This is a genomic window from Streptomyces sp. RLB3-17, assembly GCF_007113425.2.
Lineage (GTDB): Bacteria > Actinomycetota > Actinomycetes > Streptomycetales > Streptomycetaceae > Streptomyces > Streptomyces mirabilis_D.
The window spans coordinates 8903104-8929289 of the sequence record NZ_CP041610.2 but is presented as its reverse complement, the minus strand read 5'-3'; the positions used below and the strand labels follow the sequence as shown (position 1 = coordinate 8929289).

Below are 26186 nucleotides of genomic sequence, written 5' to 3'. Positions count from 1 at the left end.
CCAGACCAGGGATCCCGCGCCCGCGGGGTTCCCTGACGCAGGAAATAGCGGGCTCCCCAGCACGACCGAATGACGTGTGTTCGATATCGCAGCCGTGTCGTTAGACCTCACGACTCTGCCGCAGCGACCGTCCTAGGGGGAACGATGACCTCGGCCATTACACAGGACCAGCCGCCACAACCGCCCAAGGGGACCGCGCCGGACAACGAACCGCAGGAGGCCGGTGTTCGAGAAGAGGAATACCTCTACCGCGACGAGTCACGGCTCCAGGCCGGCTCCCTGCTGACCTCCCGCACCATGGCGCGGCGCCTTCCCTCACTCGTGCGGCGCTCGGTGCAGATGGCCTGGCGCGTGGACCGCGGCGCGACCATCGGCCTGCTGGTGTGCCAGATCGGGACCGGCGTCCTCGCGGCCCTCGGCCTCCTGGCCGTCACGGGCACGATCACCGCGCTGATCTCCTCGGGCGACATCACCGAGCGGCTGTGGGACGCCGCCCCGCAGCTGGCCGTGATCGCCGCCGCCGCCGGCCTGCGCGCCCTGCTGGGCATCATCGTCGTCTGGCTGACCGGCCGTCTGCGCCCGGTGCTCGGCCGGGCAGCGGAGCTGACGATGATCGAGGCCGCGCTCGGCGCGGAATTGGCCGCCAACAACAAGCCCGGCTACAACGACGCCTACGACATCGCCGACCGCGGCGCCCAGGTCACCCCCGACCTCGTCGAAGAAGCGCAGGACGTCCTCGCGGCCACCGCCACGCTCGCGGCCGGCGCCACCGTCCTGACCGTCCTGCACCCCCTGCTCCTTCCCCTGCTCTTCCTCGCCTGCCTGCCGCAGGCCGCCGCCTACGTCCGCTCCGCCCGCGTGCTCTACCTCGCCGGGCTGGAGACCTCCGGGCGCCGCCGGATGCTGGGCAAGCTGCGCTGGCACATGGCCTATCAGGAGTCCAGTGAGGAGATGCGCGCCTGCCTGGCCGGCCCCTTCCTGATCGGCCGGTACCGGCGGCTGGCCGCCTCGGTCAACGCGGCCGAACGAAAAGCCGTGAACACCGGTGCCTGGATGGGACTGGCCGGAGCCGTGGCCGGCGGGATCGCCTCGACCGCGGTGTGGGCGGCGCTGCTGTGGCTCCTGGCCTCCGGGCGGATGAGCCTGGCGGCCGGCGGCGGCGCCGTCTTCGCTCTCCAGACCGCCACCGGCTCGGTGCGCGGCATCATCAACGGCGGGGCCCACCTGGTGCGCACCGGCTGGTACGTGCAGGACTGGCAGAACTTCCTCGACAACGCCCACGGCCAGGCCATGACCGACTCCCGCGGCACCGCGCCCGTGGCCGTGCCCCTGGAGCGTTTCGAGGTCCGCGACGTCACCTACCGCTACGACGGCGCCCCGAAGGACAGCCTGAGCAACGTCTCCCTGCACGTGCGGCGCGGGGAGATCGTGGCGCTGGTCGGGGAGAACGGCTCCGGCAAGACAACCCTCTCGCGCCTGCTGTGCGGGCTGCTGCTGCCCACCGAGGGCGACGTGGCCTGGGACCACGCCTCCACCGCGGACCTGGACCCGTGGGGGTCGTGGGAGCACGTCGCGCTGGTGCCGCAGAAGTTCACGTACCTGCCGCTGACGATGCGTGACAACATCACGTTCGGGCAGGGCGACACCAGTGACGCGGCTCTGCTCGCCGCATGCGAGGCGTCCGGCGCCGCGGAGATGCTGCCGGGCCTCCGCTCCGGCCTGAATACCCTCCTGACCAGTGAGTGGTTCGGCGGGCAGCAGCTCTCCGGCGGGCAGTGGCAGCGCCTGGTCCTCACTCGCGCGTTCCACCGGCAGGCGGCGCTGCTGGTGATGGATGAACCCACGGCCGCCCTCGACGCCCGTGCGGAGCACCGGATCTTCGCCGGCCTGCGGGAACTGGCCAAGGACCGCGCCATCCTGCTGATCACGCACCGGCTCACCAACGTGGCTGTCGCCGACCGGATCGTGGTCCTGGATGAAGGGCGGATCGTTCAGGAGGGCACCTACGCCCAACTCACCCAGGAGCCCGGTCTGTTCCGGACCCTGTGGGAGCTGCAGCGCCGGATGAGCGGCGTTGCCTCCTGATCACCGCTCGCCGGTCCGCGCTGCGCACTCGCCCGTCCACCGTCGCGAAAGGCAGAGATACGTGACCTCTCCCGTCTCCCCTTCGGATCACGTCACACCGCGTACGGCTCTGCCCGCAGCGCAGTACGCCGCATCCCGGCATGCGGCGTGGCTCGGCGCCGCCGCGATCATCACCGACGAGGTCGGCCGGGTCCTGCTGGTGCACCCCACCTACCGCAAGGACGACTCGTGGCTGCTGCCCGGAGGCGTCGTCGAACCCGGCGAACACCCGCACATCACCTGCCGGCGCGAGATCACCGAGGAACTGGGCCTGGATCTGCCCCTGTCGGCCGTGCTCGCCGTCCACTCCTTCTCCCCGCACCACCCCGACCTCCAACCCGGCACGCCCTGCCCCGGAGAGGTCCGGTTCGTCTTCGACGGGGGAACCCTCACCCCCGACCAGGCGGAGGCGATCCGCCTGCCGCACGAGGAGCTGTCCGAGTACGCCTTCCTGGAGAGCCGGGACGCGGTGCAGCGGCTGCGCCCCGTGGACGGGCAGATCATGCTCGCCGCCTACCGTGCCCGGCTCGGGAACACCGCCACCGCTCACCTCGCCGACGGCCGGCACATCCTCGACGTCCCGGCGCTGGACCGCCACGACGTGCACGTCCGCTACCGGCCCTTGTGGGACAGCCCTCTCAACCGCGGCCCCGTCCCCGGGCAGCTGCCCGTGCAGCAAGCCTGGGCGTGGTGCTTCGTCCCCGACGGCCGGGTCGTCCTCGTGGCCGACCCCGGCCCGCGGGGCGCGCTGCCGATGCTGCCCGGCGGCACCGTGGAGAGCACCGACGCGACGCCCGAGGACACCCTGCACCGCGAAGCCGCCGAGGAAGCCCAGCTCACCCTGGCCGATCCGGTGCGACTGGGCTGGGTGCTGGACGAGACCGGCGAGGTCTACGGCGGCGTGGGGCCCAACGCCCGGCTGCGCCTGGCCGCCCGGGTCACCGCCATCGGGCCGGCGGCCGTCGACCCCGCCACCGGCCACCCCTTCGCCCGCCTGCTCACCACCCCCACCCAGGCAGCCGCCCTGCTGGGCTGGGGCCCGCCCGGCGCGCGGCAAGCCCAGCTCGCAGGGGAAACAGCACAGGATCGGTGGGGCCTGCCCCCTCGCGCAGTGATGACCACCGGCTCCGTCCTGGGCGTCCTCGCCGTGCTGGCCATCGCCTACGCACCCAACCTCGCGGCCTTCATCGCCGCCTGGCTGCTGGCCGGCGTGGCCATGGCCGCCACCTTCTACCAGCCCGCCTTCGCCGCCCTCACCCGCTGGTGGGGCGGTGACCGCGTCCGCGCCCTCACCATCGTCACGCTCGCCGGCGGCCTGGCCTCCACCGTCTTCGCCCCGCTGACCGCCACACTCGCCGAGCACCTGAGCTGGCGCAGCACCTACGCCGTACTCGCGCTGCTCCTGGCCCTCGTGACCATCCCCGCCCACGCCTTCGCGCTCCGGGCACCCTGGCCGCCCGCACCGGCGCCACCCTCCCAACAGGACACCTCCAGCGGGTCGGTGACCCGCAGCCGACCATTCCTGATGCTCGCCACCGCGCTCACGCTGAACAGCTTCGCCATGTACGCGGTCGTCATCGCTCTCGTGCCCTTGCTGATCGCACGTGGCGCGAGTCCCACGGCCGCCGCCTGGGCCCTCGGCCTGGGCGGCGCAGGACAGACCCTCGGCCGCACCCTGTACGCGACGCTCGCCAGCCGCACCGGCGTCACCACCCGCACCGCCGCCCTGATCACACTCGGCGGGACCACGACCGCCGCGTTCGCGATGGTCTCCGGCCCCTTCCCCTTGCTCGTGGGGATCGCGATCGCAGCCGGCATGGTGCGCGGCAACCTCACCCTGCTCCAGGCCACCGCTGTCTCCGACCGTTGGGGAACGACCCACTACGGGCGCCTCTCCGGGCTGCTGGCCGCGCCTGCCACCATCGCGTCTGCCCTGGCGCCGTTCGCGGGAGCCGCGCTGGCAGGGCCACTCGGCGGCTATCCCGGTCTGTTCATCGCGCTTGCGTTGGCCTCCGCCGCAGCAGCCCTCTTCGCGGTTGGAGGGACCCCGAGCCGTCGACAGCACCACACCGACGGGACGTCTCCGAGCCCGTAACGGACGGTGGGCTGCACCGTTCCTGGTACAGCCCACCCACCTCATCTACGGCTACCGTTCCTCGCCGTCGCCGAACTTTCCCGGATCCTTCGCGCGATCCACAGCCTGTGCACAAGCCGCCGCGAAGGCCGCCGTCACGGCTCCTTCGACCGTGCCCTCGCCCGAACGTCGATCACTCCCCCCACCCGGCGAAGGGTGCCCCAGCGGACCACCTGGTCGGGGTAGAGGTCCGTCTCGAACTCCCAGACATCCACCGACCAGGGATCGAGTCGAGTAGCGGGCTCACGTGCCCCACTGGGGAGGAAGGCGGCGTGGGCATGGTGGACGACGCGGCGGTTGGGAAGGCGGTCGCGGACGGCGCCCGGGCCACCATGCCCTTCCCGCTCCCACTTCCACCGCTCCCACTCCTCCACCTCGGCCAACTGCCCGGGCCGTTCGGAGCGCCAGCGCTCCATGAGGAAGTCGGCGTGCCCACGATCGCGGAAGGGGACGAGGTACTCGCCGATGCGAGCGACGTACACCAAACCCCCGGCGGAAGCCTGCGCCGCACCGGTGGCCTCCTCTCCTCCGTCAGCGGCCATGGGCCACAGCAGACCGCCGACCTTGGCGGCCGTGTCCCTTAGCACGCGACCGGTCAGGTGCTGGTAACGGCGACGCATCCGAGCGGAGTTGCCGGGCTCCCAGCCCATGATCCGGTCCACCACGGCGTCGGGGACACCGAGGATGAGCAGGACGGTCGCGGCGGTGTGGCGAGCGTCGTGGAGGCGGCCCGTCGCGGACGGCGGCAGCCTTCAGCAGGTCCTTCCACCGGTGGTAGTCGGTGTTCGGGTTCAGCGGCTCGCCGGTCGGCGAGGTGAACACGTACCCCTTCTCCACCCACAGGTCACGGGCAAGGGCTCGCTCGCGAGCCTGCTTCTCCTTGTGCAGCCGGAGCAGCTTCACGAGTTCCTCTGGGACACCGATCGGGCGCTTGCCCGCCTTGGACTTCGTTCCCTTGGTCTCCTTGCGGGTGTTGATCTTCTGCGGGCAGTACCCGGGCTTACGGCCGCACCGGTTGCCGCAGCCGTGCTTGTAGCGGGGCCTCAGGCGGCTCTGCCGTACGCGGATCACACCGGCATCGAAGTGGACGCCACGATGCCCAGTGTCCTGCCTGGTCAGGCACCCCATTCGGGCCCATGGATTCTCGGACTGGGCGTCTGCGGATGATGAATGGCTCGGCGGCGTGTGCTGTCTCGACCCGTCCACGCACGTCCGCGTACGTCCAGACCCGCCAACTGCAGACAACTCTGACGGCCGACAGCAGTGTCGCATCCGAAGGAGGCACACGAGCTCTGCAAGCCGACTCTGTGAGCCCCCGAATGGTCGCTACGGACCGCCGCGGTATGGCCTCACCCGGCTGACGACAGGCCCCGCTTCGCATCGGAGGCGATGTGACGGCGGGTCACCTTGGCGATTTCGTCCCAGAACGGCTTGGCGGTGAGGTAGGTGCCGAGCGCGGCAAGTACGCCGAGGGAGACGTCGACGCTGAGCCGTCCCTGCCTGGCCCAGTAGACGTCCTGCAGGTCCAGCAGCAGGGCGAACTCGTCGGTGATCAGGGCGGTTCCGGCGCCGTAGGCGGCGGCGACCGCGGGATGGCCAACAGCGCGTTCGTCACCGCGTACGGCGATCAGCCCGATGCCCGCGAGGGTGGCGATGCCGAAGTTGTAGTGATGCAGGTGCTCCCCGCCGGCCGAGATGTTGCCGGGCCGAACAACAAACCCACTCCACTCTCAAGCGGCTCAGAGGGCGGCTTCATCAGGGCCGGCAGGACGGCCGGACGCTGAGCAGCTCGGTCCGCAGCACGGGCATGCCGTCGACAGGCGCCGGGTCCTGCGAAGTTGGCTCGATACCGCCAGCAGCGATCTTGTCGAGCGTCTTCAGGCCGGCGGCACCGACAGTGCCGAACACCGTGTAGTTGGGTCGCAGCGCGGAGTTGCCGTAGACGACGAAGAACTGCGAACCGTTCGTGTTCGGCCCGGCGTTGGCCATCGCCAGCAAACCGCGCCCGTAAAGGCGACGGACGCCGGTCGGATCGCTCGGTGCCGGCGGCAGGTCCACCGGCAGCTCGTCCTTGTACTCGTACCCCGGCCCACCCTCCCCAGTGCCGGTCGGGTCGCCACACTGCAGGACCTTCAGCGTCGGATACGCCGTCAGCCGATGGCACACCGTACGGTCGTAGAACCGGTGCCGCGCCAGGTGCACGAAGCTCTGGACCGTGCACGGCGCCATCGCCCGGTCCAGACTCAGCGGGAGCGGGCCCTGGCTGGTCCGGACAGCCATACCGACCGTGCCGTGACTGGGGGTGTGCCGCGGGTCGGGCGGCAGGGGAACCCGCCGCGACGCCGGCTCGTCCGGGGTCTGGGTGTACTGGCAAGGACCGTGCGTGGTTCGCGGCGGGGCATCGTAAGCGGAGGCGGTGGTGCTGCCCCCGGACACGACCAGCGCTGCTGCCGCCAATGCGGTCATGAGAGCTCGGCTCATCCTGCACACCCTCCAAAAGATCGCCAGATTTCGGAGCGGTCGCAGCCTAAAGCGCGGCCCGGCGGGCGAGAACCCGCCCGCAAGCCAAATCCACCTCCCAGCCTTCGGCCCGCGGCCGCAGGCCACTTCGTTCGGATGCAGCACAGCGTCGGCTGGCCGATCAGGGCGTCCACCCGGTGCACGACGGATGCTCCCCGAACCCGGTCGAGCGGCCTCCCCAGTCCACGCAGAGGCCCCCACCGAACGCTGCCGTGCGCATGAGGTGATCTCACCGGGGTGCCGCTGTCGAGACTGACGGTGCCGCTGCAGTCATCTCGGGTCACTCCGGGGGAAGGCGTCGCCGGTCGGCCAGCGTTCCGGCAGACCGAGAGCAGTGTGGACGGAGCGATTCGCAGGGTGGCGCTCGACCTGGATCCCAGCCAGTTGCGCGGTTGCCCAGGTAGGGAAGATGGGGGCAGGAAGCGAGGCGGGATCCGGTCTTTGCCAGAGAACGGGAGTGTTTTTCGTCCAGGTCCAGGGTGCTGGGTTGTTCACGACGAGCACGCCGCTGACACGGCTGTAGGCATGGTCGTAGGTGGCAGTCCAGTAGCCATCGGGCTTTCGGCTGAAGGTCGATCCGCTGTCGTAGGCGTACTCGACCGTACTCCCGTACAGCGCTCTCTCGATGTCCTCATCTTCGGGGAAGTCGGCTGCATGGCCTACCGCCACGATGAATGGCAGTTCCAGGTCACCTTACTTCCCACCCTTGTGCGTGACGGCGTCGAGCACTCGCTCCGATCCGTCCTCGACCGCCCACGCCGAGGGGTAGACGCCGATTGTCCTGCTGGATGGATTGCCACGTTTGCCTGGGCTGCGGGGGATCGCTTGAAACGTGAGGCACCAGCCAGCCTCTTGCCAAGTGTGACTGGGAAGCGGCACCTTGTGCTCATGGTCGGCGATGACCTTGTCGGGGTTTAAGCTTGCAAGCCATCGCGTGAGCCCGGACTTCAGCCGTCTCTGCGGCGGCGTTGCCGTACCGACGCTGTGGAGTTCGCACGATACGAAGAAGTTCGGACTCGGCAAGCGATCGATGGCATCGCTCAACTGCGGTGGGAGCGAGTAAGACCCAGCGTCGCGCTTCTGAGCCTTCCAGATCGCCTCGACGACGAACTGCTCGTTGCCGCGCGTAACCAGGAAGTCGGGCTTAGAGGTCGTCTCAAGTGGCTCGATCACTAGGCTGTCCGTCGTGATGGCGTGGGTAGGACGTCTGGTTCCGGACGGGTTGTGGGAGTTGTTTCAGCGGGTGGTCCCGGCTGCTCCGGTGCGTCCGCAGGGCGGTGGTCGACGGCGGTACGGTGATCGCGAAGTGCTGGCGGCGATCCTGTTCGTGGCCACGACGGGCTGTACCTGGCGGCAACTGCCGCCGTTCTTCGGTCCGTCCGGACCGACCGCGCACCGCCGGTTCACCGAGTGGAGCCGGGCCAGGGTGTGGAGCAAGCTCCACCGCCTGGTCCTGGACCAACTGGGCGCCCGCGGCGAGTTGGACTGGTCGCGGTGTGCGATCGACTCGGTGAACATGCGGGCCCTTAAAGGGGGGGACCTGACAGGTCCGAATCCCGTAGATCGCGGCAAGAAGGGATCAAAGATCCACTTGATCACCGAGCGGTCCGGTCTGCCCATCTCGATCGGAATCTCCGCCGCCAACACCCATGACAGCCAGGGTCTCGAACCCCTCGTACGCGGTATCCCGCCGATCCGCTCCCGCCGCGGACCGCGTCGACGACGCCCCGCCAAACTCCATGGCGATAAGGGCTACGACTACGACCACGTGCGGCAATGGCTGCGCTCTCGGAACATCACCCCGCGCATCGCCCGCAAGGGCATCGAGTCCTCCCAGCGCCTGGGCCGCCACCGCTGGACCGTGGAGAGGACGGTGGCCTGGCTTGCCGGGTGCCGCCGTCTGCACCGGCGCTACGAGCGCAAGGCCGAACACTTCCTCGCCTTCGCCGGCATCGCCGCCACCCTCATCTGCTACCGGCGTCTGGGTGGGTGAGCCGGTTCATGCGACTCCGAGGAACCCCGGATCGGCACCGTCGAGCTGAAGGAACGTGTTGCGGCTCAGGCTCAGGAGTTCCGCCATGGGCACTGCACGACGGCTGGCCGCCAGCAGATCCTGGCGGGCCTCGGCCGACCACAACGGAGGGAAGAACGACAGTCCCTGACGGGCATTGAGCAGAGAGACTTCGTCGCGCCAGCCGTCCCACCGCAGGCCCTCATAGAACTCCTGGAGCCCTCCCGAGAGAATCCAGGACAGCCATGCCGAGTGGCCGGCGCCCAGGGCCTCCCAGCCGAGAGCATCGGGGGCGAAGTAGAGGATCTCGCCCGGCTCGCCGGGCCGACCGGCCTGACGTGGGTTGCCCCCGTTGAGGGTGAAGACCCCGCCTAGCACATCGTGTGCGACCACGAGTCCTGCACCCGACGGCCATGCGGGATCGAACGTCGCGGGCATGGCGTTGATCTCGGCCAGGCCGGGCAGTCCTTCGGTGTCGGCACCACTCGGGCTTCCGAAAATCCGCAACCATCCGCTGTCCACGAGCAGTCCGCCGCAGTTCAGCACGATGCCGCCCAAATGTGATCGGGCGGAGACCTGTAGTTGCAGCAGGCAGGCGCGACCTTTCTCGGGATCGCCGGGCACCACCTCAACTGGTACGCCGGTGCCGGACAGCTCCTGGAGGAGGAGCGGCCAGGCTGGATCGTCGACGTTGATCAGCTCATTGACCTTGCGCATCCCCGCATCGTCGCACCAGCACCCAATGGCTCAGTCCGCCGGGTCGCCCGCGCCTCGATCCACCAATCGAGATGACCTCTTATAGCCACCTGTTCCCGTTTGCCGCTCAACCTCAACGCTGCAACCGGAACCGAGCAACATCTGGTGCAGGTACAACTCCCAGAGCGCAGAGTAGACATTCGCGTCGGAGTTTCGGTCCCGCAGCCGGCTGAGCAGGCCGGGTTGAGCCTGGTCAGGGAAGCGCGACCACCATTCGTTGATCACATCCCGAACCTGGTCCCAGAACGGACCGGCGACCCTCTCTCGAAGAACTCGGCCTGTGGCTCGGCCGCCCGCTTCGGCGCCGCATCCGTCCGATTCAGGCTCGCGTATACACCCATGACAGGCGATCGTAGGTCGCTCTGCGGGCCATTCTCATTCCATTTCCTCTGCGTCCCGACGACCGCAGGGCTCAACCGAGTCAGCCGTTCTCACCCCTTCCGGGCCCCTGTTGGGCCGATCGGCGAGCGCCGTGTCAGCGGCACCCGCCGACGGCAGGCGGCGGCCGTCCCCGACACCAGCAGGTGCGGCTGTCCCGACGCGGCACAGAGGGGGGGAGAGTTCCTCTGCGATGTCTTCAGACAAGGTCCTTGCGGCCGGCCTCTACCGTCTGGTCTGCGGGGCTTCCTGGCCGGGCATTTGGTGCGCCAGGACGGGTAGCGCGCATCAGCTCGAGTGCCGTCAGTGGTACGAGGGTGAGTGCGGCAGCCACCGTGCCGACCAGCGGTGGCCCTGCCTGCCGCGAATGTTGCACGCTCGAGCTACTGCATGCTGGCTGAACGCACGAATCTGATCCATTTCGGGCCCTTACCCGTGTGACTGTGGGCGTGTTGGCCGCGGTGGTTGCGGTGCAAGCTGGTCGGGAGGGGCCGCCCGGAACGCTGCACGCCCCGGACAATCCGAGATGAGTCCAGGCAGCGACTTCTGGATGAGCCCGCAGTCCTTGGCCTTCTCAGGCCGCACTCTCCGGGTTCGCCGATCCGGCTGCGTGACGGTGTTCGGCGTTGATGCGCTGTGCTTCTTCGAGCTGGTCTTCGAGGATGACGATGCGGCAGGCGGCCTCGATGGGGGTCCCCTGGTCGACGAGTTCGCGGGCGCGAGCGGCAATGCGCAGCTGGTAGCGGGAGTAGCGGCGGTGTCCCCCCGCGGAGCGCAGTGGGGTGATGAGGCGGGCTTCGCCGATGGCACGGAGGAAGCCCTGGGTGGTGCCGAGCAGCTCGGCGGCCCGGCCCATCGTGTAGGCGGGGTAGTCGTCGTCATCGAGCCGGCCGAACGAATCGTCTGCTGTCATCGCACCTCTCTGTGGAACGCCTGGAGGGGCCCTGGCGCTATTGGCGCCAGGGCCCCGAAGGAACTGCTACACCATCTGCCGGCCCTGATACTGCGCCGGCCTTCTGTGTCCGCACCAGCTCACGGGGGATGAGGGCTTGTGCGGGGATCGCGGTTGCTCGACCGGAGACCACCTCACTATCGATGTCCTGCGGTACCCGGGCTCCACATGTACGCCCGGGCGATCCTGATGGCGCTCGGCCCCTCCGTTCTTTCCCTCTTGGATCAACTAACTGCTGGTACCGCTCTACTGCGCACTGCTGGTGATGCGACCTGCTCGGTGACCTGTGACAGCGTCAATCTTCGGCAGCCAGCCCCGTCACCCGTCCTGCGACTACTGCTCTGGCTTAGAACCCCACTGCCGAACTTCCCGGTGCGCGCGCCCGCAGCCGACGCCTTCACCGAGGAACCACTTACTGACTTCACTGCTGAGTACTGCGAACTGCTCTAACGGGTAATGCACTTGCTTCAACTGCGGTCCTGCTCACGGCGACCCCTGATCGCTGCGGGCCACCCGGTCCGGTCGTCAGCCCCGTCGCCGTCCTGCAACAACCCTGGCTTCGGAACTCCACCACCGCACCGTCCTACACATTCCAACTGCATGTACTGCTGCCCGGCAGTTCGTGTCTGCCAGGCCCTGCTGATCTCGGCTACGAGAGAAACCATAGCCAGGCGATCTCCCAATGTCTACTCCAGCCAGCATAGATTTTCGTGGGTCCGGCTGGGAGGTAGTCGTCCTCGGCGGTGACGGAGGCTGAACCCGTCACTGCCAGGGTGAGCGGGCGACAGGCCCGGGGCATGCGCAGCGGGCAGAAAAGTGCCGTCGCGCGATCAAAGACCCTGGGGACCCTAACGAAGAGCGTCAACGCCACAACCACCCGCTCACCTGCTGGCCGGGGAGGATTTCGATAGGCGGGCCTGCACGTGTCGCACGGACAGGGCGTGCGACTGCGGAGTCCGGGGCGGGCATTGGCGTCTATTCAGGGACTTTGTGGCGCAATGGCATCTGCCCGGCACCGGGTCCTGTCGCCGCCCCTCGCCCACTCGGCAGGAGCCCTGAGCGTTGGCCGGCAGTAGGGAGCGAGGAGTCACCGTGACCGTATGCGGGCCTGACGAAGAAGGCAGGCCGACCGCTCGTCTTCCCGACAGCAGGGGTGGCCGGGGCAGGGCGATGACTTTGGCAGGGACGCTGGCGGCGGCGGAGGCCGCGGCGCCGGTGGAGTCCCTTGACGTGGTCGCTCGGATGCTCAAGGAGCACCTCGGGGCCGCTTCGGTGTCGTTTCTGATCACCGACTTCACCGGCGGCTCCGTCGTACGACTGGGGGCGGCGGGCAGCGTCGAGACCGACGAGCCCGCGCGGCGCATCACGTTGCGGGGAACCCTCTACGACGACGTGATCCGCACCCAGCGGCCGAGCGTGGAGGACATAGGCGAGGGCGGTCTGGTGCGGCTCATCGCCCCGGTGACCAACCGTGGGGACGCCATCGGGCTCCTGGAACTGTTCTTGCCCGCGGCACCGGACGCGGAGGTGATGCAAGAGGTCAGCGAGACCGCGCACGCCCTGGCGTACATCGTCATCGCGAACCGGTCCTTCACCGACGTGTACCAGTGGGGCCGCCGCACCGCCCCGCTGAGCCTGGCCGCGGAGATCCAGCATCGGCTGCTCCCGGCGTCGCTGGCGTGCGAGGCGGCACAGTTCGCGGTGGCCGGGGCGCTGGAGCCGGCCGAACACGTCGGGGGTGACACCTTCGACTACGTGGTCGACCGGGACACCGTCCAGCTCTCCGTCACCGATGCCATGGGCCACGATGTCGATGCCGCGCTGCTTGCAACTCTCCTGGTGGGTGCCCTGCGCCGGGCACGGCGGGCCGGTGCCGACCTCGCCGAACAGGGCCATCAGGCCGATCAGGCCGTGCACGAGCACGGCCGCCAGGGCTACGTCACCGGGCAGCTCCTGCGAATCAGCCTGCGCGACGGCACCACCGAGTTCATCAACGCCGGGCACCCCTGGCCGCTGAGGATGCGGGACGGACAGGCGCAGGAGATCACTCCGAAGGTCGACATGCCGTTCGGCTTCCACGCACCGCACAGCTACCGGGTCCAGTCGTTGGACCTGCGGCCGGGCGACCGGCTGGTGATGCTGACCGACGGCATGCTGGAGCGCAACGCCCACACCCTTGATCTGCCGGACCTGGTCGTCCGCACTCGCGCGCTGCATCCCCGCGAGGCCGCCCGCGCCCTCATCGCCGCGGTCGTCGAGGCCAACCACGGTCACCTGCAGGACGACGCGACCGTCATGTGCCTGGACTGGCAAGGCATCGGCCACTCCCATCGGGACGCCGACACCGGCGCCAACCTCGCCGATGCCTCCGCCCCCTCACCTCCGGAGGAGACTAACTGCGGACAATGACCCGAGACCGCTCCGTTCCCCCGCTTCAGCCGGGCCCGTGTGGGCAGGAGAAGCGGAGGAGCGGACGGCTCCCGCGTGCAGTGTGATGCCTCGACTGCCGTCCGACCCGTCGCGCCCTGGCACGCGGCAACGTGCGTGCCCGGCGGCGCGGGCCATACATTGTCGCGGTCAGTAGGCGGCGAGGGAGATGGCGATGTAGTGCGTCGTGAAGGCTGCCACAGTCAGGGCGTGGAACACCTCGTGGAAGCCGAACCACCGCGGCGAGGGGTCGGGGCGCTGCAGACCGTAGACGAACGCACCCGCACTGTAGAGAAGACCGCCGGCCACCACCAGGGCGAGTACGGCCATTCCGCCGGTATGCAGGAAGTCGGGCAGGTAGCGCACCGGTGCCCATCCCAGTGCCAGGTAGCACGGGGTGTACAGCCAGCGCGGAGCTCCCACCCACAGCACCCGGAACGCGATGCCGGCCAACGCGCCCGCCCACACAATCCACAGCAGCACGGACCGCTGGCCCGGCGGGAGGAGGACCACGGCCAGGGGCGTGCAGGTGCCGGCGATGATCAGGAAGATGTTGGCATGGTCGAGACGTCGCAGAAAAGCCTCGCCGAGCGGCCCCCAAGTACCGCGGTGGTAGATGGCGCTCGTTGCAAACAGCAGCCAGGCGGTGACCGAGTACACGGCGCAGGCCAGGGCCGCCTGCGGGGTGCGAGCCAGGCAGATGAGCACGATGCCTGCGATCAGTGCGGCGGGGACCATCCCGGCATGCAGCCAGCCACGCAACCTCGGCTTGATCGGTTCGGCCAGGTCGGCCGCCCGCTCCACCAGAGCGGCAACCGGGTGAGCTTCCTTTTCTGCTTCGTCGGCTTGTGATCCGGCGGGCGGCCCGTCTTCACCGCGTTCTCCACCCCTTGAGGCGGCGTGAATGTACTCGGCTTCAGCGGCGTCGCGGGACACAGCTTCTCGCCCTCCCTCTCCCTCGGACTCCTGAACGTCACCGGTGATCATGGGGTCATGCTAGGAGACGACACCCCGACGGGATTCTAGGAGCCCGGTTGCGGAGCACCACGCCCACGTCGCCGGCGTGGTGCTCCGCAACCGTTTGAACGCCGACCTCGTTGATCCTGGCGTCAATTGGGCCCGCCACAGCCGAGTAGATCGGCTGGTCATGGGAACGATCAGGACTTCCGAACGGGCATTGGGCCCGCCTACGCGCAAGGATCGCCGATGCTTCCTGAGGTCCGCCCCACGTATCCGCCCCCCTCGCACACCAGGTGGAACACCAATTGGGCCTGGCTCCGCATCTCGAAGCGGGCCATCTCGATGTGGAGCGCGTCGCCGGCATCGCAGTCGTCGCAGCCGCCCACTCCGACGGCTATGCGGCCACCGGCCATCTCCTCGGGCTGCTGGCCGCACTCCCTGCCCCCACCAAGGCAGGAGAACGCTTCTGGGCGGAGCTGTGGAGGACCTCGGGCACCGCATACCTGCTACCCGCCAACATCAAGGCCCTGGTGCTGCGTTCCCTGACAGGAGAGGGAACCGCCCTGGCCCGACAGATCCTCTCGGCCGTCGACCAGATGACCCCGCCCCAGCGCGTCGCAGCCGGAGAGGTGATCGGTCAAGCCCTCGCCGAGTCCGACCACTTTCCCGACCTCAAGACACAGGTCATCGGAGAACTGTGGCTGCGAGATCTCGAGCTCACCGCCTGGCGAGTCCTGCACGCAGACCGCAGGTCGGACGACCCCGCTGCGCGGAAAGCCTTCCTCGACGCCTGGACGAGCGCCTGAGGGGTTGTCCGCGATGCGTTCACGACACGACGCGGACGCTCCGTTCCATGCTCGTGTGCGGTGCTGATAGCTCTGTGGTGCGGCGGGCGGCGGGCCGACGCGTCAGCGCTCGCTGGCGTGAGGGGTGAAGAGTTCCAGCAGTCCCCGGACGGGCACGTGCGCCTCTGCGGGGTGGCGGAGGGTGCCGTCCGGGCAGAGGATGTAGCGCGTGCGCCGTCCGTTGCGCTCGCGGCGCATGTAGCTGGCCTGTTCGAGGTCCTTGACGATGCTTTGAGCGGTGCATTCGGTGATGTGGCAGGCCGCGGCGATGTCCCGAAGGCGGCTGGCAGGGTCTCGGGCGATGACGATCAGCACGCGGGCGTGGTTGGTGAGGAAGCTCCACTTCCCGGCCTGCTCGTTCAGGATCGCCCGTTCTTCGATGCTGACCAGTTTGACCGCAGGGAGTTTGGTGGCCATCACCATCAGCGGCAGGCCCCGCGATGTCGACCACGAGATGTGCTTGCGGTCGCTGATCCCTTTCCCGGCGCTCGATGCCACTTTGGCTGACTGCGAGTCGATTATCGTGGCGACCGCATTAGTCCTTCGTCCATATCCCGGCCGAACCTCCCGGTCAGCGCGGCCCGGACCGGGCCGACCACACCGGCAGCCGCCCAGCGGGCCATGAACCCCGGACCGTCCGCCACCGGCGCGCCTCCGGCCTGATTGGCGGCAGCGCCGGGGGTTCGGCTGAGCGTGTTTGATCGCCTCGCGCGCGCCACCGGGGTCACCCTGGTCTTCGGCGCCACGACCGTGAACGGCCTCCGCGCGCGCTGTCGCCACCGGTCAAGGGCAGGGTGGCCGGTAAATATAATCTGCCTTATGTCGAAGCCTGACGAGCTGCTCGTTGACGTCGCGGCCCTGGTGGAGTCCGGGCAGAGTAACCAGATGTCCCTGACCGTGGTCACCGGTGGTGCTGTCATCACCGGTCGGCTGGCTCCCGAAGCCGTGTGGAGGCAGAGGGTGTCGGATGTGCTGACGGATTCCGCCCGCTTGGGAGAGTTCTCCGCCGTCTTCGACACCCCCGCGAAGAAGAACGGGCCGCCCACGCATCTGCACTTCCATGTCGCCCGGATCCTGCAGGGCACGGTGGGGATCCCGGAGACAGGCGGGATGTACCGTGTGGCGATCGACGACGTCAGCGCCTGGACCATGGGCGACTTCAGCTATTCCGACCACTGAGCAGCCACTGCGGCGGGAATCCGTCGCAAGCAGGGTGGGCCCGGCCGGCGCGCGCCGGCCGGGCCCACCCTGCTGTTCAGGCGTCGGCTCGTTGCCTGTCCCGTCGGTCAGACGGACACGGGAGTACCGAGCATCGCGGCAGCATGCTGGAGCGAGCTGAGGATGCGTACGGGTGCGGCCGTGGGGAGGGTGCGGCAGGTGAAGCCGAGCTGAGTCATGGCCCGGAGGACTTCGGCGGCGCTGAAGTCACGGCGGTCCTGGCGGGTGATGACCTGGCCGACTTGCTTGACGGGGTAGTGGCGGCGACCGATGATCACCGATTCACCGGAGCCCGGCTCGGGCTTGATGCCCTTCATCGATTCCAGCACGCCGCTCTTGGTGAGCTCGAAGGGGAAGCGGGCGATGACGCAGCGCATGTGGCCTCACAGAGAGAAGGGGAGAACGGTCCGGCCAGGGTGAGGGAGTTCAGCGGGAGAGGGCGAGGGTGCCCAGGGCGCTGCCTTGCCCGTCGACCACCGGCAGGGCACCGAGCCGGCGGGAGCGCATCGCGTGCTCGGCTTCGGCCATCGTGGTCACGGGTGAGGTGAACGACCTGTGGTCGCCGAGGATGTCGCGCAGGCGGACGCGGTCCGTGTAGGCGGAGCTGGCGCGGACGGCGGTGAGTTCGGTCTGGGTGACTAGTCCGGTGCACTGGCCGTCCTGGTCGCAGACGACCAGCCGGCGCGTGCGGGCGGCGGCCATGACGGCCAGCGCCACCTCGACGCTCATGTCGTCACAGACCTGCGGTCCGGCCGTGTCCATGACCTCAACCGCCGTCCCGTGCACGGGGTTGGCGATCGCCGGGCGGGGCTGCATCTGAACCAGCGTCAAAAGGTGCCTCCTGCAGAGATGGGTCAGCTTCCTGATCACGAAGGTTCTAGGCTGCCGCATCGAAGACGGACTGGCGTACGGGCGCGCGCCGGGTCGTAGACGAGGGGCGGCGCCGGCCTCGGGAGGTGGCGCTGCGCTGGGGGCGTTCGGCCACCGGTGCGGTGATGACGACCGGGATGCCGGAGGGGGCCTGGGCGCCGGTGATCCGGCTCAGGGCCTCGTCGCCCGAGTGGATCTGGGTGGTCTGCGGCCGGATCCCGGCGTCCGACATGAGGCGGACCATGTCGCGGCGCTGGTTCGGTGTGACGAGGGTGACGACGCTGCCGGACTCGCCGGCGCGGGCGGTACGTCCGCCGCGGTGGAGGTAGTCCTTGTGGTCGGTCGGCGGGTCCACGTTGACGACGAGGTCGAGGTTGTCGACGTGGATGCCGCGCGCCGCGACGTTGGTCGCTACCAGCACGCTGACGTGCCCCGTCTTGAACTGCGCCAGCGTGCGCGTGCGCTGCGGCTGCGACTTGCCACCGTGCAGCGCGGCGGCCCGTACCCCGCTGTTGAGCAGGTCCTGGGTCAGCCGGTCGACGGCGTGCTTGGTGTCCAGGAACATGATCACCCGACCGTCGCGAGCGGCGATCTCGGTCGTGGCGGCGTGCTTGTCAGCGCCGTGGACGTGCAGGACGTGGTGCTGCATCGTCGTGACCGCACCGGCCGACGGGTCGACCGAATGCACGACCGGGTCGGTCAGATAGCGGCGCACCAACAGGTCGACGTTACGGTCCAAGGTGGCGGAGAACAGCATCCGCTGCCCCTCCGGACGCACCTGGTCGAGCAGCGCGGTGACCTGCGGCATGAACCCCATGTCGGCCATCTGGTCGGCCTCGTCCAGCACCGTGATCCCCACCTGGTTCAGCCGGCAGTCACCACGGTCGATGAGGTCCTTGAGCCGGCCCGGGGTCGCGACGACGACCTCGGCCCCGCCTCGCAGCGCGCCGGCCTGCTTGCCGATCGAGATCCCGCCCACCACCGTGGCCAGCCGCAGCCTGACGGAGCGGGCGTACGGAGTGAGCGCATCGGTCACCTGCTGCGCCAGCTCACGCGTCGGTACGAGGATCAGCCCCAGCGGCTGGCGCGGCTCAGCACGCTGCCCGGCGGTACGGGCGAGCAGGGCAAGGCCGAAGGCCAGGGTCTTGCCGGAACCGGTGCGCCCGCGGCCCAGGACGTCACGGCCCGCCAGGGAGTTCGGCAGCGTCGCGCCCTGGATCGGGAACGGCGCGCTCACGCCCTGCCTGCCGAGTTCGGCCAGTAGCTGCTCGGGCATGGCGAGATCGGCGAAGCCCTCCACGGCGGGCAGCGCGGGGGTGATCGTCGTGGGGAGCGCGAACTCCCCCTGCACCGCGGCGGGCCGACGGCCGTAACCGCCGGAACGGGCCGGGCCGCCGGAACGGCGCGGTGCCGGCGAGCCGAAGCGGCTGCTGACCTTTCCGGCGGCGGTACTGCCATTACGGGTGCGGGCGGAGCGGTCGTTCGTACGTGTGCGGTTCATGCGGAACCTTCCTCGATGTGGCACATATCAAGGAATTCCCGCAAGCGATGAGCAGCACGGAATTACAAGTATGGACCGATGTCAAAGCAAATCCGGCCGACGGGAATCCGCGCGGGCGGAGATACTGAAATAGGTGACGCAGTGGGGACGTCAAATCCGGGCGTCGACTGCGGTGCAGCTCTTCAGGATGCGCCTGCATCCCCGAAGGAGGAGTAGCGTGTGGTGAGACTGCGGATTTCTCCGAGCCGTCCCGCGAGTGAAACCGCTGCGGGAAATGGGTGCAGCTGGGGCCCGCACCCCGAAGGATGCGGGCCCCAGCTACAAAGTGTGCGTCAGCGTCAGGCCGGAACGATGTTCTCGGCCGTCGGGCCCTTCTGGCCCTGCGCGATGTCGAAGTTCACCTTCTGGCCTTCGAGCAGCTCACGGAAGCCCTGGGCGGCGATGTTCGAGTAGTGGGCGAACACGTCAGCGCCGCCACCGTCCTGCTCGATGAAGCCGAAGCCCTTTTCCGCGTTGAACCACTTCACGGTACCAGCAGCCATGTCATATCTCCTTTGGGGCAGTGCACCGGAATCCGCACTGTGCGGACGCCGTGTCGCCGCGATGATTACCCCGCCCGGAAAATGACCGGAAATACAAAAGCGCCCTCCCCGGCAAGAGCCAGGTCGGAGCACTTGAAGTTTCGGGAACCACAACTGCAACTGAGATGGACAGTAGCACGCCGCAATGGCCCGCGTCGGTTAAGTAATTCCACTCCGCTCGTCGCGGCAAAAACTCTCACTGCATCGTCCGTCAAACCCTCATGGCATGGTCCGTCAAACTCTCACCTCAAGAGCACAGATATTGACTCACTCGCAGTGCAACGTTCCAAAAAAAGGAGCGGAGTCGTCAGCCGCTACCGTGGCCGCCAGGGCGCTATGACGTGTGCGGCCGCCCGAAAGATCGCCTTCAACGCACGCGGCGGACGATCAGCCGCATGCCCTCCGGCCAGCCGTCGCGGGTGTTCAGGTAGGTCAACTCCGCGATCTGGCAGCCCGCTTGGAGGTCGCCGTCCTGCTTCAGCGAGGTCTCCCAGGCGCTTTCGGGAAGCCTCGCGATCGCCGACTCGTCCTCGGGCGTGATCTTCCAGCCGACCGTGTAACGGACCGTGCGCCGCCTCGTGTTTCACCTGGGAGCGCGCCGAGGACGTCACACGCGCCGTGCTGAGGGCCCTGGGCCACCAGCTCACCGGCGACGAACGCGTCGACCTCGCCGCCCGCCTGCCCACTGAGGCCGCCCTCGCCTTCACCAGCCAGATCCCCGACCCTCAACCGCTCACCGGCTTCGTCAAGGACCTCGCCACCTGCACAGGTACCACTCCCGCAGTGGCCCGCTGGGACACCGGAGCCGTCCTCGCCGTCATCTGCCACCTTGTCGGAACCGCCCTCCTGGACCGCATCCTCAACCAGCTCTGTTCGGCCGCGCCGAACTCGTCCCGGCCGCCTGACAGCTTCGGACAGGACCGGGCATCGCGCGCACGGTCATCTCCGTGAACCGTTCGCACAGGGGCATCTGTGATGACTGAGGGCGCGGTAGGAACGGGAAGAGGCTCCGCTGACGTCATCACCGGAGCCCTGCCGTCGGGCTGCTGTTGCCTGCCCGGCCAATGCCGTCATGCAGCTGACGGCCGCGTGAAGGCGCCGGGGCATCCTGACCCCCTCACCTTCCCTCCCCCGATGACGCCAGCCAGCACAAGAGCGCAGCGGATCAGGGGTTGAAACGGCCTGCCGTCGAGGCCGAGCTGAGTACCGGACCGGAAGACGGAGTGGCTGGTCCACAGCGCGTCAGGCTGCGGCCGTCGGGTTCGCTGATGCGGCGGCGCGGCGGTGTTCGGCGTTGATGCGCTGTGCTTCTTCGAGCTGGTCTTCGAGGATGATGATGCGGCAGGCCGCCTCGATGGGGGTCCCCTGGTCGACGAGCTCCCGCGCGCGAGAGGCAATGCGCAGCTGGTAGCGGGAGTAGCGGCGGTGTCCGCCCTCGGAGCGCAGCGGGGTGATGAGGCGGGCTTCGCCGATGGCGCGCAGGAAGCCCTGGGTGGTGCCGAGCAACTCGGCGGCCCGGCCCATCGTGTAGGCGGGGTAGTCGTCGTCATCGAGACGGCCGAACGAATCGTCTGCTGTCATTGCACCTCTCTATGGAGCGCGTCGAGGGGCCCTGGTGCCGTACGGCACCAGGGCCCCGAAGGAACTTCTACACCATCTACCGGCCCTGATACTGCGCCGGCCTTCTGTGTCCGCACGCCCGCCCGGGAGAGGACGGGGAATGCGAGGATCGCGAATGCGTGACCGGAGACCACCTCACTATCGATGTCCTGCGGTACCCGGGTTCAAGACTTCCGCCCGGGCGATCCTGATGGCGCTCGGCCCCTCCGTTCTATCCCTCTGGGATCAATCACTTACCAAACGGGAACTGCGTACTGCTGGTGATGCGAACCGCGCAGTGGCCTGTCACAGCGCCACTCTTCGGCAGCCAGCCCCGTCGCCCGTCCTGCGACTACTGTGCTGTGGCTTGGAACCCCACTGCCGAACCTCCCGGCGCGCGCGCCCGCAGCCGACGCCTTCACCGAGGTACTGCTCACTGACTTCACTGCTGGGTACCACGAACTGCCCTTACAGGTACTGCCACCGCGTCAAACGCGGTCCTGCTCACGGCGGCCCCTGATCACTGCGGGCCACCCGGTCCGGTCGTCAGTCCCGTCGCCGTCCTGCAACAACCCTGGCTTCGAAACTCCACCACCGCACCGTCCTGCGCACTGCAACTACATACTGCTACCTGGCAGTTCGTGTCTGCCGGGCCCTGCTGTCTTCCTGGCTACGAGAGAAACCATAACCAAGCCACCACCCAATGTCTACTCTGGCCACCATAGATTTCCGCATGGCCCGTGAGAAGGTAATCGAGCTCGAACGACACGGCCGCTCCCCCGGCGCCGCCGAGGCGCAACCCAGGGAGCAGTGCCAGCCGCGCCGAGTTCAGGTCGCTACCCTCACCAGCCGCCGTACCCCATGGACGCGAGGCGGGACGGGCTGCCGCGCGCCGCCCACTGCGCCGGACGCCAATCCGGCCCGGCAGGATCTACGGCGACGTCACCGTCCCATCCCGACAGCGGAGAGAGAGTTCCGTGGCCAGCGAACCGAGTCCCCAGATGTCAGCTGAGCTTTCGAGGCGGGCGGGCCACTATGCCGTTGCCGTCGCCGAGTGCCTCCTGGAAACGGATCTGCCGGTGACCGGCATTCAGAGTTGCGGTCCCTGGCGCGACACGGACGGCGCGTACCTCGATGTCGAGGCCGCCATCTCGTTCACGCAGGCATTCCAGGATCAGCATGGCGGGGGCGACTGCGGGCTCCACTGGGCGGCCACGTCCGGCTGGTGTCTCTACACCGCAGACAAGGAAGACCGGTACCTGTCCGGTGTCCGCTGGCCCGGGTCCGGCCTGCTTCCCGAGCCCCGGCTCATCGCGGCCTTCGTCGACGCTTTCCGTCTCGACCCGGCCAAATCCGGCAGCAGCGAACAGCCGTCCTACCGTCAGGAGGGCCAGGACTTCCCCATGCTGCTGGACAGCCTGGCCCCCTACCTTCCCGGCCAGCCCTGCCTGTTCGAGGAACCCCAGATCCGTTTCGCCGACCTGCACAGACGCGCCTACGAGAACCGCGTGCGGCGGGCACTGGTCTCCCGCGCCGCCGACCCCCTGACCCACCTGTACCTCCGCCAGGGTGAGCTCACAGCCCTGTTGCACCTGCTCGAGTACGCCGAAAGCAGCAACCCCAGCGCCCTCAACAGGCTGCTGGCGGCCGACCTCGGCGCCCGCGCGGGCCGGCCCCCCGAAGCCGCGGAGACACACAAGGGTGCCCTCCAGGAAGCGAACCACCGCCGACAAACGCCTTGACAGAGGCGGAGCGCAGCGGCAGAACGTGCCGCCCTGCCGCTCACTGCGCCGCCCCGGCAGCTTCCCGCTCCACGCAATCCCGCTCAGCGTGACGGCGCGGGCGGAGCGGGGTCAGGTGCCAGGTCCGCGAGGCCCCGCCCCGCGGGCGCTCGGGGAAACACGCCGGGGTGGGAGTTCATTCCAGACGGCCCAACGACCAGACGGACCAACCGGTTTACGGCCGGGCAGCCCAACGGTGTCGCACCTCGCTGAGGGAGGACGCTGGCCGAGGTCGTCGCAGCGGACCAGAAACGGTGTCCAAGAGGGCGGACGAATCGTTTTGACGAACGTGACGGATGATCATTGGACGACCTCCAGCCCCGGCGCACAGGCAGGCAGCGGCAAACGCAGAGCCGACGCCCGTCTTCCTGAACAAACGCGCCGAAGGCACCCCTCGCACGCCCGTGGCCAGACCCCAGCAGAAGCCCCGGACCAGGGCACACCCGTATACACACAGCTCGCCGCGGAATGGGCCGCACGCGGCGCCACCGTCCCCTGCCGCCCCGACCCGCTGTGGCAGCGTCTGGCTTCTCCCGAACACCTCAGACACGAGACAGAAAGCACCTTGCGCCAGCTTCACCTGGAAGGGAACACCCACCCCGCTGACCGCACACCCCAACTAGCTCAACTGGAGGCACCCCGCAGTGCGGGACGATGAGCTTCTACGCGTGGCACGCTGCCCCGCGCCAGCCCCATCCTCGCGGTACGCCGCTCTCCACACGGATCAGGGCCGCACAGCCGCTGCGCGGCCCTGATCCGTGCATCTCAGATCCCGCCGACGCGCCGGAGAAGTCCAGGCGTCCGTTGTTCGGGTCGGGCGGTACGGCCGCATGGGGCAGCCGTGCACGCCGAGCGCGGGCGGGGGGTGGGGAAGGTCAGGCCAGGTTGACGTTCTCGGCCTGCGGGCCCTTCTGGCCCTGGGTGACGTCGAACGTCACGATGTGGCCCTCCTGAAGCTCACGGAAGCCCGAGGAGTTGATCGCGGAATAGTGGGCGAAGACATCCGGGCCGCCGCCGTCCTGGGCGATGAAGCCGAAGCCCTTCTCGGCGTTGAACCACTTCACAGTTCCCGTAGCCATGTCTCATGCCTTCCAGTCGATGAACGCCTCCCACTCCATGTGGAAGGCGGAGGTGATCGCCCTGGTTCCTGCGGCACAGCACAGCAAAACGCCCACACCAAAGGCGTGGACAAAGGGCACTTCCGAACCACGACAGCTGACGCAGACGCTACACGCCCACACCCCCGTCACCAGAGGAACCGAGCCCGCGGCACGCCTCAGACACGCGCGGATGCGCGGCCCGGGACACCGGCGGGCACGCCCACCTCAGGCCGCGGGGGGCGCGGGTGTTCTCATGGCGGCATCCGGGCACTACGCGGCATGCCGGTCGCTTACGGCTCCGGGAGCCTCTTCACCAGGGCTGCCGTCAGGTGCCGCGGATGAACCCCCAACCGACGGGGCCTCGGTGAGGCGGTCGACGCTGTCGGCGGGCCGCCTGGCGGAAGACGCCGATGCTCGCCGATCAACGTCCGAGAGTGTCAGGCAGCGCGCACCCGGCGTAAGACCTGGCCACGGCCACGGCCGCTTCGCCGGACAGGTCGTTGGTGGCAGCGATGACGGCATCCAGCAGGGCAGTTCGTCGTCGCTGCCGGCGCGGGCGCAGCCCCGCTCCACGCGCCGACCGCCGCGGCCGCGCCGTGATGCACCGGCTGGTCGGGTAGCCAGTGGATCACCTCGGCAGACTCTCCGGTAACGTCAGAATATGAGTCATCCGCATCCCGAACTGCAAGCCGCCCCTCCCCTGCCTGAAGGAGGGCTGAGGGTCGTCGCCCTGGGCGGTCTGGGTGAGATCGGCCGCAACATGACCGTCTTCGAGCATGTCGGCAAGCTGCTCGTCGTCGATTGCGGCGTGCTGTTCCCCGAAGAGACCCAGCCCGGCGTGGACGTGATCCTGCCGGACTTCACCTCGCTCCGTGATCGCCTGGACGACATCGTGGCCGTGGTGCTCACCCACGGCCACGAGGACCACATCGGTGGCGTGCCGTATCTGCTGCGCGAGCGCTCCGACATCCCTGTCGTGGGCTCGAAGCTGACCTTGGCGTTCCTGGAGGCCAAGCTCAAAGAGCACGGCATCAGGCCGCGCACGGTCCGGGTCCGCGAAGGCGACCGGCGCGGCTTCGGACCCTTCGACTGCGAGTTCGTCGCGGTCAACCACTCCATCCCGGACAGTCTCGCCGTCGCGATCCGCACCGGTGCCGGGATGGTGCTGCACACGGGTGACTTCAAGATGGACCAGTTCCCGCTGGACGACCGCATCACCGACCTGCGCGCCTTCGCCCGCCTCGGCGAGGAAGGCGTCGACCTCTTCCTCACCGACTCCACCAACGCCGAGGTCCCTGGCTTCACCACCTCCGAGCGCGAACTGAACCCGGCGATCGAGCAGGTGATGCGCACCGCCCCGCGCCGGGTGATCGTCTCCAGTTTCGCCAGCCATGTGCACCGCATCCAGCAAGTCCTGGACGCCGCGCACCAGCACGGCCGCAAGGTCGCCTTCGTAGGCCGCTCCATGGTCCGCAACATGGGCATCGCCCGCGACCTCGGTTACCTGAAGGTGCCCAGCGGCCTCGTCGTGAGTACCAAGGAATTGGAGAAGCTCCCCGACCACAAGATCACCCTGGTGTGCACCGGATCCCAGGGCGAGCCGATGGCGGCTCTGTCCCGGATGGCCAACCGCGACCACGTGATCCGCATCGGCGAGGGCGACACCGTCCTGCTCGCCAGCTCGCTGATCCCCGGCAACGAGAACGCCATCTACCGGGTGATCAACGGGCTGACCCGGTGGGGCGCCCATGTCGTCCACAAGGGCAACGCCAAGGTGCACGTCTCCGGGCACGCCAGCGCCGGTGAACTCGTGTACTGCTACAACATCGTCAAGCCCCGCAATGTCATGCCCGTGCACGGCGAATGGCGCCACCTGCGGGCCAACGCCGACCTGGCCATCCGTACGGGGGTCGATCCCGAGCGGGTGGTCATCGCCGAGGACGGCGTGGTCGTCGACCTCGTGGACGGGCGTGCGTCGATCACCGGCAAGGTGCCCGCGGGCAACGTCTACGTGGACGGCATGGAGGTCGGCGGCGCCACCGAGGCGTCCCTGAAGGACCGCGTCACCCTCGCGCAGGAAGGCGTGGTCACCGTGGTGGCGATCGTCGACGCCGACACGGGCGCCCTCGCCGAGACACCCGACTTCCTGGCCCGCGGGTTCGTCCACGACGACACCACCTTCGAACCGGTCATCCCCGTCATCGAAAAGACTCTGGCGACCGCAGCCCAGGAAGGCGTCGGCGACGCACACCAGCTGGAACAGCTCATCGCCCGTGCCGTGGCGAACTGGGCCTTCCGGACCCACCGCCGCAGGCCCCTCATCATCCCCATCATCATCGACGCCTGACCAGCGGACGCCCGTCCCCACTCCTGCCCTGCCGGCAGCAGGGACGGTTCCCCGCCGGCGTCCACACCTACGCAGAGCGGCG

General features: G+C 68.7%; 22 protein-coding genes and 1 pseudogene. 10 read left to right on the top strand and 13 right to left on the bottom strand.

Annotation, left to right across the window (positions count from 1 at the left end):
- The first annotated feature begins 144 nt into the window (after positions 1-144).
- Together FNV62_RS40100 and FNV62_RS58100 are read left to right on the top strand one after the other, a co-directional pair.
- Complete coding sequence (locus FNV62_RS40100) at positions 145-2085, top strand: ATP-binding cassette domain-containing protein (RefSeq protein ID WP_144315924.1); 1941 nt, start codon at positions 145-147, stop codon at positions 2083-2085.
- Positions 2086-2146: 61 nt separating this feature from the next.
- Entirely contained in the window at positions 2147-4219 is a 2073-nt protein-coding gene (locus FNV62_RS58100; RefSeq protein WP_144315923.1) for an MFS transporter, read from the top strand.
- 134 nt (positions 4220-4353) lie between these two features.
- On the opposite strand, the gene FNV62_RS57670 is transcribed toward FNV62_RS58100, so the two are convergent.
- A complete protein-coding gene (locus FNV62_RS57670; protein WP_205523184.1) occupies positions 4354-4908 on the bottom strand; it encodes a hypothetical protein in 555 nt (184 codons plus the stop codon).
- 741 nt (positions 4909-5649) lie between these two features.
- On the opposite strand from FNV62_RS57670, the gene FNV62_RS54760 reads away from it, so the two are divergent.
- Positions 5650-6042 (top strand): hypothetical protein, encoded by a 393-nt coding sequence (locus FNV62_RS54760; protein WP_205523183.1) that lies wholly within the window; start codon positions 5650-5652, stop codon positions 6040-6042.
- Here the strand turns inward: FNV62_RS54760 and FNV62_RS40080 are convergent.
- On the bottom strand, positions 6014-6739 hold the full coding sequence (locus FNV62_RS40080; protein ID WP_144315922.1) for a peptidylprolyl isomerase: 726 nt from the start codon (positions 6737-6739) through the stop codon (positions 6014-6016). The two genes, FNV62_RS54760 and FNV62_RS40080, sit on opposite strands and share 29 nt — an antisense overlap.
- Positions 6740-7471: 732 nt before the next feature.
- The gene (locus FNV62_RS40075; protein WP_144315921.1) at positions 7472-7951 is read right to left on the bottom strand and encodes a hypothetical protein; all 480 of its coding nucleotides are present in this window, start codon (positions 7949-7951) and stop codon (positions 7472-7474) included.
- 16 nt (positions 7952-7967) lie between these two features.
- On the opposite strand from FNV62_RS40075, the gene FNV62_RS40070 reads away from it, so the two are divergent.
- Positions 7968-8771, top strand: a complete 804-nt coding sequence (locus FNV62_RS40070; RefSeq protein ID WP_144316550.1) for an IS5 family transposase — start codon at positions 7968-7970, stop codon at positions 8769-8771.
- A gap of 6 nt (positions 8772-8777) precedes the next feature.
- Here the strand turns inward: FNV62_RS40070 and FNV62_RS40065 are convergent, their stop codons facing one another.
- Positions 8778-9506: a DUF2625 domain-containing protein gene (locus tag FNV62_RS40065; RefSeq protein ID WP_144315920.1), complete on the bottom strand. Its 729-nt coding sequence runs from the start codon at positions 9504-9506 to the stop codon at positions 8778-8780.
- A 991-nt stretch (positions 9507-10497) separates the two neighbouring features.
- Positions 10498-10836 (bottom strand): MerR family transcriptional regulator, encoded by a 339-nt coding sequence (locus FNV62_RS40060; RefSeq protein ID WP_097224249.1) that lies wholly within the window; start codon positions 10834-10836, stop codon positions 10498-10500.
- Positions 10837-12045: 1209 nt separating this feature from the next.
- Here FNV62_RS40060 and FNV62_RS40055 point away from each other — a divergent pair.
- Positions 12046-13284 (top strand): PP2C family protein-serine/threonine phosphatase, encoded by a 1239-nt coding sequence (locus tag FNV62_RS40055; RefSeq protein WP_143609696.1) that lies wholly within the window; start codon positions 12046-12048, stop codon positions 13282-13284.
- Between the two features lie 168 nt (positions 13285-13452).
- Here the strand turns inward: FNV62_RS40055 and trhA are convergent, their stop codons facing one another.
- Positions 13453-14289 carry a PAQR family membrane homeostasis protein TrhA gene (trhA, locus tag FNV62_RS40050; protein WP_225900539.1) on the bottom strand — a complete coding sequence of 279 codons (837 nt, stop codon included), beginning with the start codon at positions 14287-14289 and terminating at the stop codon, positions 13453-13455.
- Between the two features lie 278 nt (positions 14290-14567).
- Between trhA and FNV62_RS40045 the strand changes: the two genes are divergently transcribed.
- Positions 14568-15068: a hypothetical protein gene (locus FNV62_RS40045; protein ID WP_144315919.1), complete on the top strand. Its 501-nt coding sequence runs from the start codon at positions 14568-14570 to the stop codon at positions 15066-15068.
- A gap of 447 nt (positions 15069-15515) precedes the next feature.
- On the opposite strand, the pseudogene FNV62_RS56110 reads toward FNV62_RS40045, so the two are convergent.
- Positions 15516-15795: pseudogene (locus FNV62_RS56110) on the bottom strand (IS5/IS1182 family transposase); the annotation flags it as partial.
- Between the two features lie 131 nt (positions 15796-15926).
- On the opposite strand from FNV62_RS56110, the gene FNV62_RS40035 reads away from it, so the two are divergent.
- On the top strand, positions 15927-16286 hold the full coding sequence (locus FNV62_RS40035) for a hypothetical protein (protein ID WP_143609695.1): 360 nt from the start codon (positions 15927-15929) through the stop codon (positions 16284-16286).
- Between the two features lie 107 nt (positions 16287-16393).
- On the opposite strand, the gene FNV62_RS40030 is transcribed toward FNV62_RS40035, so the two are convergent.
- From FNV62_RS40030 to FNV62_RS40015, 4 genes are all read right to left on the bottom strand, one after another.
- Positions 16394-16702, bottom strand: coding sequence for an SCO5918 family protein (locus FNV62_RS40030; protein WP_143609694.1), 309 nt, complete (start codon positions 16700-16702; stop codon positions 16394-16396).
- Positions 16703-16751: 49 nt separating this feature from the next.
- Positions 16752-17156: a CBS domain-containing protein gene (locus FNV62_RS40025; RefSeq protein WP_143609693.1), complete on the bottom strand. Its 405-nt coding sequence runs from the start codon at positions 17154-17156 to the stop codon at positions 16752-16754.
- 46 nt (positions 17157-17202) lie between these two features.
- A complete protein-coding gene (locus tag FNV62_RS40020) occupies positions 17203-18696 on the bottom strand; it encodes a DEAD/DEAH box helicase (RefSeq protein WP_143609692.1) in 1494 nt (497 codons plus the stop codon).
- 338 nt (positions 18697-19034) lie between these two features.
- The gene (locus FNV62_RS40015; RefSeq protein WP_003973099.1) at positions 19035-19238 is read right to left on the bottom strand and encodes a cold-shock protein; all 204 of its coding nucleotides are present in this window, start codon (positions 19236-19238) and stop codon (positions 19035-19037) included.
- A 657-nt stretch (positions 19239-19895) separates the two neighbouring features.
- Between FNV62_RS40015 and FNV62_RS40010 the strand changes: the two genes are divergently transcribed.
- Positions 19896-20228, top strand: coding sequence for a DUF2267 domain-containing protein (locus FNV62_RS40010; protein WP_225900538.1), 333 nt, complete (start codon positions 19896-19898; stop codon positions 20226-20228).
- 291 nt (positions 20229-20519) lie between these two features.
- Here the strand turns inward: FNV62_RS40010 and FNV62_RS40005 are convergent, their stop codons facing one another.
- A complete protein-coding gene (locus FNV62_RS40005; RefSeq protein ID WP_143609691.1) occupies positions 20520-20858 on the bottom strand; it encodes a MerR family transcriptional regulator in 339 nt (112 codons plus the stop codon).
- A gap of 1097 nt (positions 20859-21955) precedes the next feature.
- Between FNV62_RS40005 and FNV62_RS40000 the strand changes: the two genes are divergently transcribed.
- Positions 21956-22618, top strand: a complete 663-nt coding sequence (locus tag FNV62_RS40000) for a DUF6292 family protein (protein WP_143609690.1) — start codon at positions 21956-21958, stop codon at positions 22616-22618.
- Positions 22619-23532: 914 nt separating this feature from the next.
- On the opposite strand, the gene FNV62_RS39995 is transcribed toward FNV62_RS40000, so the two are convergent.
- The gene (locus FNV62_RS39995) at positions 23533-23736 is read right to left on the bottom strand and encodes a cold-shock protein (protein ID WP_144315918.1); all 204 of its coding nucleotides are present in this window, start codon (positions 23734-23736) and stop codon (positions 23533-23535) included.
- Positions 23737-24418: 682 nt separating this feature from the next.
- Between FNV62_RS39995 and FNV62_RS39990 the strand changes: the two genes are divergently transcribed.
- Entirely contained in the window at positions 24419-26104 is a 1686-nt protein-coding gene (locus tag FNV62_RS39990; protein WP_143609688.1) for a ribonuclease J, read from the top strand.
- Positions 26105-26186: the final 82 nt, after the last annotated feature.